The sequence below is a fragment of the Aquimarina longa SW024 genome, assembly GCF_001401755.1.
Classification (GTDB): Bacteria; Bacteroidota; Bacteroidia; order Flavobacteriales; family Flavobacteriaceae; genus Aquimarina; species Aquimarina longa.
Genome location: NZ_AVQK01000014.1, coordinates 263,706 through 277,879, shown reverse-complemented (window position 1 = coordinate 277,879; position 14,174 = coordinate 263,706). Strand labels below are relative to the sequence as shown.

Sequence of the window (14,174 nt, the reverse complement as noted above, 5' to 3'; positions counted from 1 at the left end):
ACGTATTTTTGGATTCTTCGGATATAAAACATTCATGATTATGATTTCAAAACAACACATAACAGATCGGTTTATAGGATATGTAACCATTGATACTGAAAGTGATCCTAAAAGCAACACCACTCCCAGTACAGAAAAACAATGGGATCTTGCTAATAAACTAGTAGAAGAATTAAAAAATATTGGTTTAGAAGACGTGACTATAGATAAACATGCCTATATCATGGCTACATTACCTTCTAATCTAGATTATGAAGTCCCTACTATTGGTTTTATATCTCATTTTGATACTACTCCTGATTTTACAGGAGCTAATGTAAAACCTCAAATTATAGAAAACTATGATGGAAAAGATATTATATTAAATGCTACAGAAAATATTGTACTCTCTCCTAGTTATTTTGATGATCTAAAACAATATATAGGTCAAACGCTAATTACTACCGATGGAACGACTCTATTAGGAGCCGATGATAAAGCAGGGATTGCAGAAATCGTAACTGCTATGGAGTATCTAGTACAACATCCTGAGATCAAACACGGTAAGATTCGTGTTGGTTTTACCCCTGATGAAGAAATTGGTCGCGGTGCCCATAAGTTTGATGTTGCTACATTTGGTGCGGACTGGGCATATACTATGGATGGTAGCCAGATTGGAGAACTCGAATATGAAAACTTTAATGCTGCAGGTGCTGTAGTAACCATAAAAGGTAAGATCGTACATCCTGGTTATGCCAAAGGAAAAATGATTAATAGTATGTACATCGCACAAGATTTTATAAATTCTTTACCAAGAATGGAAACTCCTGAACATACTAGTGGAAGAGAAGGTTTTTTTCACTTGCACAATATTGAAGGTGCTGTCGAAAAAACTGAATTACACTACATTATTAGGGATCATGACAGAACTCATTTTGAAGCTCGAAAAGAGGTTATGAAAAAGTTAGCTACAGAGATTAATACGCAACATGCCAATGAAGTTATACAAGTAGATATTAAAGATCAATATTATAATATGCGAGAGAAAGTTGAACCTGTAATGCATATTGTTGACATCGCAGAAGAAGCTATGAAATCCCTAAACATCACTCCTATTATAAAACCGATACGTGGAGGAACTGATGGATCTCAATTAAGTTTTATGGGATTACCATGTCCTAATATTTTTGCAGGAGGGCACAATTTTCATGGACGATATGAGTATGTCCCTGTAGAAAGTATGATAAAAGCTGTAGAAGTAATTGTTAAAATTGCAGAATTAACAGGTAAGCAATCAAAATAAACCATGCTAAAATAAAGAATCAAGAAACAAGAAGCGCTCTTTCTTGGCTCTTGATTCTTAATCCTAATTTTTAATGCATAGTATTATACGCACTCTTAACAACAGTGACGTATCTAAAACCCCTAGATTAACTACTTATCGATTTTTTTTCACGTTAAACGATTTTCATAATGTGTCTTCCTTAAAAAAAGAGTACTATTTTTAACATAGCGGTAGATTTATAGTATAAATTTTAACATTATATAAATCATGCAAACTACCGAAAAAGTTATAGACACAACAGTAACCACTACTACAGAAACAGGAGGAACCATTATGGACTCTCTTGGTAGTTTTTTTAATTCCATACAACAAGGAGCTGGACAATATGGATTAAAAATTGTTGGAGGAATTGTGGCTTTAATCATTGGGCTTTGGATTATAAAAATAATCATGAAGGCTATCAGAAAAGCTTTTGACAAAGGCAACATTGACACTACTCTAAAACCCTTTCTTATCACTCTTATGAGTTTTTTACTAAAGGTTCTTCTATTCATTTCCATTGCAGGAATTGTAGGAATTCCTACTGCTACATTTGCTGCATTATTAGCTGCTGTAGGATTAGCAATCGGAGGTGCTTTTAATGGTTCTTTAGGGCATATGGCAGCAGGAGTAATGCTTCTTATATTTAAACCTTTTAAAGTAGGAGATCTTATTGAAACTGGAGGAAAACTAGGTTTTGTCAAAGAAATCTCTGTATTTGTAACTGTTCTAGAGACGTTTCAAAACAAAACAGAGATCATCCCTAATGGAACTATCACATCCGGAACCATAACTAATCTCACTACAATTGGAAACCTAAGAGTAGATATGCCTTTTGGGATTCAATATGGAACTGATATAGAAAAGGCTAAACAAGTTGTAATGGACGTAATGAAATCTGATCATAATGTGCTACAAGACCCTTCTCCTAGAGTAGCTGTTAACAATTTAGGTGCTAACGGCGTAGAACTATTAGCTTTACCCTATGCCACTTGTGAAAATTACTGGGATGTATATTGGGATACAAGACAAAAAATAGTAGAAGCACTAGGGAATGCGAGTTATGATGCTCCATTACCTCAACGAATTGTTACAATGAAGCCTTCATAAAAAGTTTAGAATATAGTATACAACTAAAAAAAGCGCGATAAGAGATTTATCGCGCTTTTTGTTTTTTTAAATACAATGTTATTTTTTAGTATCAGCAGCTGGTGCATTTAATTTCTGACTCATGTCTAAAGAAATAGCAGACTTATCATACGTTAATTTACCTGACCCTGTTTCAATAATAACAGCGTTATGTTTTTCACTGAAATCAAATATTTTTCCATGAAGACCGCTTTTTGTAACAATTCGATCTCCTTTTTTTAAATCCTCAGCGAATTTTTTCTCCTTTTTAGCTTTCTGCATCTGTGGACGTATCATAAAAAAATACATTACCACAAATATTAATATAAAAGGTAGAAACTGTTGAATTTGATCCATAAAATTATTTACTTACTGGTGTTCCACTTACAGGTTGAGCCTTTGGAGTTACCATAGCTTTAATCTTAATAATTTCTTTACCAGCTTCTGTGTTTGCAGTAATTGTAACTTGCTTAGTTTGCTGATTAGGTTTTCCGTTAGAGTTAAATTTAACTAACATTTCCCCTGTAGCTCCTGGAGCGATTGGTTCTTTTGGCCATTCTGGAACTGTACATCCACAACTACCTTTTGCACTTACAATTACTAATGGTGCTTTACCTGTATTAGTAAATGCGAATTTATGCTCTACGACATCTCCTTCATTAATAGTTCCAAAATCATGTTCTGTTTTAGCAAAAGTCATAACTGGAAAATCTGTATTCTTCGCATCACGATCTGCTGCTATTTCCACATTTTCTTCTTTAACTTTCTCTGCCGCTTTATCCTTACAAGATACAAATGTCATTGCAAGAGCTCCGGCTAAAATTAAGATTCCTTTTTTCATTACTTGGGTTTTTAATTATTTGAGGGTTAAAAATACTATATTTTTACAATACTACATAAGTCCTCGACCTACTTTGTTTAATTTACCACTTTCTTGGTATTCTTTTGAGATTTTATCTAAAATCCCATTTATAAAAATACTACTTTTAGGAGTACTATACTCTTTTGCTATTTCTAAATATTCGTTAATTGTTACTTTTACAGGTATCGAAGGGAATTTTATAAATTCACAAATAGCCATTTTTATAATCGCTTTATCTAATTCTGCTATACGATCCTGATCCCAATTCGGAGTTTTTCCATCAATTTCTTTTGCAAAATCAGCTCCATTAAGTACTGTTTTTCTAAAAATATCGATAGCAAATTTTTTATCATCAACATCTTTATAAAGTTTTGGTAAAGACATATGCTCATCATGAGGTAGTTTTACCTTACGTAGCATTTTAATAATAGAGGTATTCACTAGAGGTAAATCATCAACCCATGTTAACTTTTTATCCTCAATATATTCATACAACTTATCATTAGGAGCTATAACTTCTTTAAAAATATCTAGTACAAAATCTTTGTCTTCTCTAAAAGAACTAAGTTTTGTACTCATATAAGATGTATAGAACTCACTTTCTTTTATCTCTTTCCATAATATCGCTACATACTCATCATCTAATTCCCAACAGTTCATTTTTTTCTTATCAAGTTCTTCTTGTAATTGAAGGTTTTTCTCCAACAACAATAAAACTTCATTGTTTATAAATTTAGTATTAGGATTTTTTTCTTCGGAAGTAGGAAGATGCTTTTTTTTACTTTTTACTAAAAAATCAGCCGCATGCTTTCTTATTTCTATAAGAAGTTGAAGATTTATAAGAAATAACTCATACATCTGATCAATACTATAAAGAAGAAATTTTTCTTCTTTATCTAGGTTTTCACTTTGCGCCTGCTCCATCGAATAGAGGGACTGCATTACTTTTACTCTAATATGTCTTCTGGTTAACATAGAAAATTACAAAGAACTTTATATTAAAAAAGGGCAAAAGTCTCTCTTAACTTTTGCCTTGCAAAAATACTATTATTTTTATTCTACCCTCTGCAAAACTTCTTTTTTATTAGACTATTTATCCTAAATAAATTAAAATGTTTATGCCTAAATACTTCTACTCTAATTTATTTTTCATAATAGAGGGTATTTAAAACAACAATAGTTATTAGAAATAAAAATTCTAATAACTATTGTTGTTGTATTCATTTTAAGAATCTATTCTTATTACAGTTCCTTTTTTCGAGTTGCAATTCTATCTTCGGCAATACTAATTGCAGCTGCATTTGTTGTAACACCTGTTACTTCTGCTTTATTTAAAATATCTAAAGTAGTGTTATAAATATTTTCTGTTTTAGTAGTAATTTGCTCTCTCCCATATTTCTCTATCTCTGCATATACATTTATAATACCTCCTGCATTAATCAAAAAGTCAGGAGCGTATATAATTCCCTTTTTTTGTAACAATGCACCATGTACATTCTCATTTGCTAATTGATTATTTGCTGCTCCTGCGATTATTTTAACATTCAATTTATTAATTGTGTCATCATTAACTGTAGCACCAAGTGCACAAGGAGCATAAATATCTGCTGTTTCTGCATATAAATCATCTCCTCTATAAATATCTACTCCGTATTTTTTACTTACTGCTGCTAATCGTTCTTCATTAATATCACTAATAATTACATTTGCCCCTTCTTCTGATGCCAAACGTACCAATTCTTCTCCTACATGTCCTATTCCCTGAACTAAAACTCGTTTACCCTCTAAGGCATCATCTCCATAAGCAAATTTTGCCGATGCTTTCATTCCCATATACACCCCATAAGCTGTAACTGGAGATGGATTTCCTGCTCCACCATTAGCCTCAGAAATCCCTGTTACATATGGAGTAACCTCTCTTACAGTATCCATATCAGATGTTTCCATCCCTACATCTTCTGCTGTATAATACTTACCACCTAATGTATGTACAAATTTACCAAAGCGCTTCATTAACTCTGGCGTTTTTATTTTTTTTGGATCACCTATAATTACTGCTTTTCCTCCACCTAGATTTAAACCGGTTATAGCTGCTTTATATGTCATCCCTCTTGATAACCTCAATACATCATTAAGAGCATCCCATTCTGTTGCATAATCATACATTCTAGTCCCTCCTAGTGCAGGTCCTAAAATTGTGTTATGCACTCCAATTATTGCTTTCAATCCTGTATCTTTGTCCTGACAAAAAACAACTTGTTCATGATTATCAAAAGATAGTTGACCAAATACTGGTGCTTCTTTTTTTAGTTGATTTGCAGTAAGTACTTCGGTTATCATGTTGTAAAAAATTTAAAAATGAAATTATATTATATTTAAAATCAAGATGCTAAAATAGTATATATTTATTAATTTTAAATTAAAAGCTGTTAAATTTTACGAATTTACTAATACTTAAGTTTTTAAATACTAATCTTTTATGCGTGCATTACGATATTTAAACAAGTACTTTCTTAATTATAAATACCGTCTTATTATAGGTCTAATTATCACTATTATAGCTAGGATTTTTGCTACATTAGTACCTACATTAGTTGGAGATTCTGTAGATGTTGTCGAGCAATATCTTACTAATGAAATTACTGATATTGCAGAAGTAAAAAGTGGTCTTATTACTAATATAGCATTAATAGCAGGTGCTTTACTTATTTCTGCTTTATTCACTTTTTTAATGCGTCAAACTTTTATTGTAGTCTCGCGTTTTATAGAGTTTGACCTAAAAAATGAAGTATTTCAGCATTACCAAAAACTTTCTCTGAATTTTTATAAGAAAAACAGAACTGGGGATCTTATGAATCGTATTAGTGAAGATGTTTCTAAAGTTAGAATGTACGTAGGACCAGCGATTATGTATAGTGTAAACACGTTTACATTATTTATTATAGTGATTGGATATATGATCAGTATTGCTCCCGAACTTACGTTGTACACCGTAACCCCTTTACCAATATTATCTGTATTGATATATAAATTAAGCGTTGCTATCCATCACCGTAGCTCTATAGTACAAGAATTCTTGTCAAAACTCACCACTTTTACTCAAGAATCTTTTAGTGGGATAACAGTCATCAAAGCATATGGTATAGAATCACAAACTCAAAAAAGTTTTACTGATCTATCAAATATCAGTAAAGACAAAAACCTAGACTTAGCAAAAGTCCAAGCCCTATTTTTTCCTTTAATGGTTTTACTTATAGGGTTTAGTAACATATTAGTCATATATATAGGAGGGAAACAGTTCATAAATGGTACCATACAAGATCTTGGTGTTATTGTAGAGTTCATCATATTTGTTAACATGCTTACTTGGCCTGTAGCTACTGTTGGGTGGGTTAGTTCAATAGTACAACAAGCTGAAGCTTCACAAGTGCGAATAAATGAATTTCTTCGTCAAGAACCCGAAATTACAAATACTGTAATGCAACACACTCCTATCAAAGGTAATATTAGCTTTACTAATGTTTCTTTTATCTACGATGACACTAATATTACAGCTTTACAAAACATAAATCTTGAAGTAAAAAATGGAGAAACAATTGGAATTACTGGAAAAACAGGTTCTGGAAAATCAACATTGCTAGATCTAATAGGTCGACTTTATGATGTATCATCAGGGGAGATACAAATTGGAGAAACACCTATAAGAAACATGAACCTAACTGATTTAAGAAAGCAGATCGGTTATGTCCCTCAGGATGCTTTTTTATTTAGCGATAGCATACAAAATAATATAAAATTCGGAAATGAAAAAGCAACAAATGATGAAGTATATAGAGCAGCAAAAAATGCTGTAGTACATGATAATATTATTGAATTTAGCAAAGGATATGATACCATTTTAGGAGAACGTGGAATAACGCTTTCTGGAGGACAAAAACAACGAGTTTCTATTGCTAGAGCTATCCTAAAGAATCCATCTATATTACTTTTTGATGATTGTTTATCTGCGGTAGATACCGAAACTGAGGAAGAAATCCTCAATAATCTACATAGCATTTCTAAAAACAAGACCACTTTTATAGTGAGTCATAGAATCTCTACCATAAAAAATGCAAATAAAATTATAGTTCTTGAAGATGGCAAAATAACACAACAAGGTACTCATAATCAACTAATAAACAGCTCTGGATATTATAAAGACCTTTATTTAAAACAACTTAGTGAAAAAGAAATCTAATTTTTTTTTGTACGGTTAACATTTTTTTTGGATTTTTGAAACTATCATAACATATTAATTAATAAATACGGATTATGAGTGATAATGAAATGATGGATAAAGAAGAAATTTTCTCAAAAGTTTTGCGAGCAGGAAGAAGAACATATTTTTTTGACGTAAGAGCTACAAAAGCAGGAGATTACTATTTAACAGTAACTGAAAGTAAAAAGTTCACCAATGATGACGGTTCTTTTCACTATAAAAAGCACAAGATCTATCTATATAAAGAAGATTTCGTTGGCTTTACAGAAATCTTGAATGAGATGACCGACTTTATTGTTAAAGAAAAAGGAGAGGAAGTAATAAGCGAAAGACACCAGAAAGATTTTCAAAAATCATACGAGAAAGATGTAGTTGAAAATAATGGTCATGAAGCAGAAGTTATTGCATCCACAGAAAGCTTTACAGATGTAAGCTTTGATGATATCTAGGATACTATTATAAGAAACCTAAAGTTAAAATTATGTAAACCGCCTCATTCACTGAAGCGGTTTTTTTTATCTTCACATATCAAATAAATAACTCAAATGAAACTCATCTTTACTTTTTTTTTCATATCAATAAATTTTATTTCTTTTTCTCAAGATGATCTTTCTTTAGCATATTATCTTCCCAAAAACATTACTTATAATCCAGATATTCCAACTCCGCAAAGTATCCTTGGCTATATTCCTGGGAAATGGCATGTAACACATGATAAGCTTGTAAATTACATGAGAGTACTTGCTAAAACATCTCCTAGGATAACTCTAGAAGATAGAGGAAATACTTTTGAAGATCGCCCGATTATAGTACTCACTATAACCTCTGAAAAAAATCATCAAAATCTTGATGAAATACAAAAACAACATATCCAACTTACCCAGAGCAATTCTAATCAGTTAGCTATAGAAAAATTACCAGCAATTGTATATCAAGGATTTTCTATACATGGTAATGAACCCAGTGGTTCTAATGCCTCTCTAATTGCAGCCTATTATCTGGCGGCAGCTCAGGGCGAAGAAATAGAAGATCTCTTAAACACTGTTGTTATCTTGTTTGACCCTTCGCTAAATCCTGATGGTTTGCAACGTTTTGCATATTGGGCCAATACCAATAAAAGTAAAAACATTAGTACAGACCCACAAGATCGAGAATATCATGAAATATGGCCTGGTGGGAGAACAAACCATTACTGGTTTGATATGAATCGCGATTGGCTACCCGTACAACTACCCGAATCTCGTGCTCGTATCAAAACATTTCATCAGTGGTATCCTAATATCCTTACTGATCATCATGAAATGGGTTCTAATAGTACTTTCTTTTTTCAACCAGGAATCCAATCTAGGACTCACCCGCTAACTCCACAATTAAATCAAAAATTAACCAAAAAAATTGCAAACTACCATGTTAAGGCATTAGACAATATAGGGTCGTTATATTATACTGAAGAAAATTTCGACGATTTCTATTATGGAAAAGGCTCTACTTTTCCTGACATTAATGGAGGTATTGGCATCTTATTTGAGCAAGGCAGCTCTCGTGGACATGCACAACAAACTGATAATGGAATACTTACTTTTCCTTTTACGATAAGAAATCAACTTACTGCCACATTATCTACATTAGAAGCTGCAAAATCAATGCGTAAAGAACTATTAGAATATAAACGAGATTTTTATAATAATGCAAGAAAAGAAGCTTCAGAAGGTGCTTATATTTTTGGTAATGAAAAAGATGCTGCATCCTCATACCATCTAGCAGAAATCCTTAAGAGACATCACATCAAAGTTCATGAACTCAAACAAAATACCATATCACAAGGCAAATCTTTTAAAAAAGGATATAGTTATGTCGTGCCTAAAAAGCAAAGGCAAAAACGGTTATTAAAAGCTATTTTTGAAAAAAGGACTACGTTTAAGGATAGCTTATTTTATGATGTATCTGCATGGACATTTCCATTAGCTTTTAACCTAGATTACGTTGATAATAGCTCTTTATCAAATATGGGTGACGAAATATCCGAGCTTTCTTACCAAAAAACTAGTGAGGTCAATAAAAGTAACTATGCTTATTTAATGCAATGGCATGAATATTATAGCCCTAAAGCTTTATATCAAATTCTATCAAAAGGATTAAGAGCAAAGGTAGGTATGAAACCTTTTTCCTTAGAATCCAACTATTATGATTATGGTACTATTCTAATTCCTGTTCAGGATCAAAGATTAAACAAAGACGAGTTACATGTATTTTTACAAAAAATAGCTACTAATAGCCATATTAATATCACTGGCGTTCAAACCGGTCTTACACAAGGCATAGATTTAGGAAGTTCTCAGTTCAAAATAGTATCATTACCCAGAATTGGCTTATGCACAGGTACTGGTATTACCCCCTATGATTCTGGCGAAATCTGGCATCTAATGGATCAACGTTATGATATTCCTATCACAAAATTAGCAACAGATAACTTTAGCACAATTAATCTATCAAAATACACACATATCATATTACCGAACAGTTCTAAGCCGCTTTTTGGTAAAGAAAAGACAGAAAAATTAAAAACATGGGTTCGTAATGGAGGTACATTAATCGGTTATAGAAATGCTGCTCAATATTTTGCTGCTAATAATTTTATGACTATAAGTTTTAGCACACCAAAAGAAAATGCTGTCCATATCTCTTTTGAGCAGAAACAAGATTTTCATGGAGCTCAAGTAATTGGTGGAGCTATTTTTGAAGCTAAAATAGATCGCTCTCACCCTATTAATTTTGGATACAAAAACAATAAAATTTCATTATTTAGAAATACCCGATTATTTATAAAGCCTCATAAACAAAGTTATAAAAATCCTATCCAGTACACTAAAAACCCATTATTGAGTGGCTATATAAGTAAAAATAATTTAGATTCTTTATCAGGTACAGTGCCTTTTAGACACAATGACCTTGGCAAAGGAAATACAATTCTATTTACCGATAACACCAATTTTAGAGGTTTCTGGTATGGTACTAATAAATTACTTATGAATGCAATTTTCTTTAGTAATGAAATGTAAATATATTTGTAATCAAAAATTGCAAATTACAATCTAAATTTTTTGAACACATAAAAATTATGGCACGTACTCCTTCTAACATGTTACCTTTAGGTACTATCGCTCCCGATTTTACACTCACAGATGCTGTTACCAATAATTCGGTCAGCCTAAAAGATATTAAAGGTAAAAAAGGGACTATCGTAATGTTTATTTGTAATCATTGCCCTTTTGTTATCCATGTAAATGCAGAAATTGTTCGCATTGCCAATGATTATCGTGTACAAGGATTTGGTTTTGTAGCTATTAGCAGCAATGATATTAAAAAATATCCACAAGACAATCCTAAAGAAATGTGGAAAACTGCACAAAAAAACAATTATACTTTCCCTTATCTATTTGATGAAAATCAAGAAATCGCTAAAGCATACGATGCTGCTTGCACTCCTGATTTTTACTTGTTCGACTCTGATTTAAAACTAATTTATCGAGGGCAGCTTGATGACTCCAGACCTGGCAACGGAATCCCAGTTAATGGTCGTGATCTTCGCCAAGCATTAGATGCTGTACGTCGTAACGTCAAAGTTTCTGATCAACAAAAACCCAGTATTGGGTGCAACATAAAATGGAAAGAATAACCTTTAAAGAATCTTCTAGTACTGACATCAATACTCTAATTAGTATTAGTCAACAATTCTACCCTGAACATTATGCTCATATATGAAAAAATGAAGATCCTAGTTACTATCTTGATCTAACTTTAATAAAGAAGCTTTTGAAAACGATTTTCAATCCAATACTTTTACTTACTATTTAATCCAAAAAGAGCATACCGTTTTAGGGGTATTAAAAATTAGAAAGCACCAAGCTGTTACAGGTTTCTGCACCTCTGAAGCATTACAATTAGAAAAGATATACCTTTTAAAAGCAGCTAAAGGTATGGGAATTGGTAAATAAGAAATAGAATTCACTAAAAACTATGCTGCTAACTTAGGAAAGAAAATCATATGGTTAGGTGTTATGACTACTAGTCCTGCACTTATTTTTTATTAAAAAATGGGGTTTAACACTATCTCTTTTTACAATTTAGAATACCCTAATATAAAGGAAGGATATGGAGAAATACAAAGAATGATAGTACTACTCTAATGAATACTCCACTTATTATAGATGGTATTATTTACTGTTTATACTATTTGTTTGTTATTTTATTAAAATAAAGGGTTACTCTACTTTAGCATATACAAATTCTTCTTTAGAAGAAAGGTCTATCAGCGTCAATACATTCTCTGTCACTTCTTTTATCTCATACCGATAATTTCTATCATCCATAGGAAAAAAACAAATTAAGATATTATCATCTATCTTAGTTTTTAAACGATTAGCGAATTTACCGTTATAGAAATTAAATCGTATAGTACCCTCAAACATTAAGTAATCTTCTGTATTCTGTATAAAAAGCCATTTTCCTTGTAATGCTTCGTAGATATCTCTATTATAGAATTTATTATCTAACAAAGATTTCATTTTATTAGCATACTTTACAAAGTCTTTCTCTGTGGCAACTTCGCTTAATGGCTGCCCCTTTATTTTTTTTTCTATTTCTTTATCCTCATTAAAATAATGATTAGATTCATATTTAGTATACGCATTAGAGTAATCCAAAATTCGTTGACCACTTTCATTTTTTGCTTCTACATATGGTCGTTGTTTATAATTCACATGAATTAGCCTATCATTCCAGAAGTAAAATGTAGTTTCTACATCTGCTGTTCTAGTTCCTACTTTTCTTACAATTTTCTTAAGGCGTTCATGCTCATAATATCCATTAAGCTCTGCTCCATGATCTGCCATTTTATCAAGAAATTCTTCGGGGTCTAAGAAAAAAGTTTCAAACTCTGTATAACTATCTATAATCTCTATTTGATCGTTTATATCAACTAAAATATCAGCTTTTCCTTGTCCTAAGGCAAGACTAATATTATATAGTAGAAAAGTAATAATAAGTCCTTGTTTCATATTTAGGGGTGTCCAATTTTTTATTAAAATATAAATAAAAGAGGATTTATACATCTTATTTTTATTTTTTAACAAAAATCATTGTTATAAAATTTCACTGTATACTTCTGTTAAAATACAATAAAAAGCGTTAAAAAATGTTAAAAAACATTTTAACAGGTAATATATATGAAATTCTCAGCAAAAATCCCTATCAACATAATAATCTACATTTATAATAGTTGATATTAAAAATCTCTAAAAAGGACATTAGGTAATTCGTAGTAAGACTAATTCATTTTTTACAAAAAAATCCCTGAATTTTCATCAGGGATTTTTAAAATATTATTTAAAAATATTATTTTACATTCATTAATTCTACATCAAAGATAAGTGTTGCATTAGGAGGGATAACACCTCCCGCTCCTCTTTCGCCATATGCAAGATGTGAAGGAATTACAAACCTTGCTTTATCTCCTACTTGTAATAACTCAATACCTTCATCCCATCCAGAAATTACTTGTCCCATTCCTAAAGGAAAATCAATTGGTTGGTTACGTTTATAAGAAGAGTCAAATACAGTACCATCGACCAAACTTCCTTTATAGTGTACAGAAACTGTTTTTCCTTTTTCTGCTTTTACTCCATCTCCATTTTGGATAATTTTGTATCGTAAACCGCTATCTGTTTTATCAAACCCTGCTGCTACTTCCTGTAATAGTTCTTCTGATTTTTTTTGGGCTATAGCTTCACGTTCTGCTTTTGCTCCATTAAAACTTCTAAAAGTCTCTACTGCATTAAAGTTTTCTGCTTCTGCTCCTACTCTCTGTATTTCTAAAGATGTTATTTCATCACCTTGTTCAATTGCATTTACAATATCTTGTCCTTCTACTACTTTTCCGAATACAGTGTGTTTTCCATCTAACCAAGAAGTTTCTACATGAGTAATAAAAAACTGACTCCCATTTGTTCCTGGTCCAGCATTTGCCATAGACAAAACCCCTGGTCCATCATGTTTTAAATCTGGGTGTATTTCATCATCAAATTGATATCCTGGACCACCAGCGCCTGTTCCTTGTGGATCTCCTCCTTGAACCATAAAATCTGCAATTACTCTATGAAATTTCAAACCATTATAATATGGTTTTCCTTGTGGAATAACCTCATTTTCTAAATTCCCTTCAGCTAGGCCTACAAAGTTACCTACTGTTCCTGGAGTTTTCTTGTATTCTAAGTTAACAAGGATACTTCCTTTTGTTGTATTGAATTTTGCGTATAATCCGTCTTGCATAACTGCGTGTTTTTAAGCTTTAATTTTTAAGTTGCAAAGATAGGTAATTGTAGATGGTTTTAATTTAAAAATAAAACAAAGAAATATTTTTTCGCATTATATCAAAACAGGTTTTTTAAAAACATATTTAACTAATAATCAAGACTACTATTATCAAGCAAAAAACACAACCAATTAGTTTTAACGCCTTCTTCTGGGTTTTGGAATAGATGATTTTTTTTTTTAGATAATGCTATTAATCTAAAAAGTATTATTTAGAAATCTATTGAGTACGTTTCTTGGTTGGTCTTTCAAAA

Annotated in this window: 12 protein-coding genes; 6 read left to right on the top strand and 6 right to left on the bottom strand. The window is 31.6% G+C overall.

All coding sequences use genetic code 11. From position 1 onward, the window contains the following. The first annotated feature begins 40 nt into the window (after window positions 1–40). Window positions 41–1,282, top strand: coding sequence for a peptidase T (pepT, locus tag N456_RS02395; protein ID WP_062053564.1), 1,242 nt, complete (start codon window positions 41–43; stop codon window positions 1,280–1,282). A gap of 249 nt (window positions 1,283–1,531) precedes the next feature. Further along, the gene (locus tag N456_RS02390; RefSeq protein WP_062053486.1) at window positions 1,532–2,413 is read left to right on the top strand and encodes a mechanosensitive ion channel family protein; all 882 of its coding nucleotides are present in this window, start codon (window positions 1,532–1,534) and stop codon (window positions 2,411–2,413) included. A gap of 78 nt (window positions 2,414–2,491) precedes the next feature. Here N456_RS02390 and yajC read toward each other — a convergent pair whose 3' ends face one another. From yajC to N456_RS02370, 4 genes are all read right to left on the bottom strand, one after another. After that, window positions 2,492–2,788 (bottom strand): preprotein translocase subunit YajC, encoded by a 297-nt coding sequence (gene yajC / locus N456_RS02385; protein WP_062053484.1) that lies wholly within the window; start codon window positions 2,786–2,788, stop codon window positions 2,492–2,494. Window positions 2,789–2,792: 4 nt separating this feature from the next. Next, window positions 2,793–3,272, bottom strand: coding sequence for a DUF1573 domain-containing protein (locus tag N456_RS02380; RefSeq protein WP_062053482.1), 480 nt, complete (start codon window positions 3,270–3,272; stop codon window positions 2,793–2,795). Window positions 3,273–3,323: 51 nt separating this feature from the next. Beyond that, window positions 3,324–4,235, bottom strand: coding sequence for a transcription antitermination factor NusB (gene nusB, locus N456_RS02375; RefSeq protein ID WP_062053562.1), 912 nt, complete (start codon window positions 4,233–4,235; stop codon window positions 3,324–3,326). A gap of 300 nt (window positions 4,236–4,535) precedes the next feature. Beyond that, the gene (locus N456_RS02370) at window positions 4,536–5,633 is read right to left on the bottom strand and encodes a Glu/Leu/Phe/Val family dehydrogenase (RefSeq protein ID WP_062053480.1); all 1,098 of its coding nucleotides are present in this window, start codon (window positions 5,631–5,633) and stop codon (window positions 4,536–4,538) included. 139 nt (window positions 5,634–5,772) lie between these two features. Here N456_RS02370 and N456_RS02365 point away from each other — a divergent pair, with 139 nt between their 5' ends. The 4 genes from N456_RS02365 (at window position 5,773) to N456_RS02350 (ending at window position 11,227) form a co-directional block, all read left to right on the top strand. Further along, window positions 5,773–7,530, top strand: coding sequence for an ABC transporter ATP-binding protein (locus N456_RS02365; protein WP_062053478.1), 1,758 nt, complete (start codon window positions 5,773–5,775; stop codon window positions 7,528–7,530). A gap of 74 nt (window positions 7,531–7,604) precedes the next feature. Further along, on the top strand, window positions 7,605–8,000 hold the full coding sequence (locus tag N456_RS02360) for a PUR family DNA/RNA-binding protein (RefSeq protein ID WP_062053476.1): 396 nt from the start codon (window positions 7,605–7,607) through the stop codon (window positions 7,998–8,000). Window positions 8,001–8,096: 96 nt separating this feature from the next. After that, entirely contained in the window at window positions 8,097–10,610 is a 2,514-nt protein-coding gene (locus tag N456_RS02355) for a M14 family zinc carboxypeptidase (RefSeq protein ID WP_082422406.1), read from the top strand. A gap of 59 nt (window positions 10,611–10,669) precedes the next feature. Next, window positions 10,670–11,227: a thioredoxin family protein gene (locus tag N456_RS02350; RefSeq protein WP_062053474.1), complete on the top strand. Its 558-nt coding sequence runs from the start codon at window positions 10,670–10,672 to the stop codon at window positions 11,225–11,227. Between the two features lie 586 nt (window positions 11,228–11,813). On the opposite strand, the gene N456_RS02345 is transcribed toward N456_RS02350, so the two are convergent. Then, complete coding sequence (locus N456_RS02345; RefSeq protein ID WP_148639152.1) at window positions 11,814–12,608, bottom strand: hypothetical protein; 795 nt, start codon at window positions 12,606–12,608, stop codon at window positions 11,814–11,816. Window positions 12,609–12,945: 337 nt separating this feature from the next. Beyond that, the gene (locus N456_RS02340) at window positions 12,946–13,878 is read right to left on the bottom strand and encodes a peptidylprolyl isomerase (protein WP_062053470.1); all 933 of its coding nucleotides are present in this window, start codon (window positions 13,876–13,878) and stop codon (window positions 12,946–12,948) included. Between the last annotated feature and the right edge of the window lie 296 nt (window positions 13,879–14,174).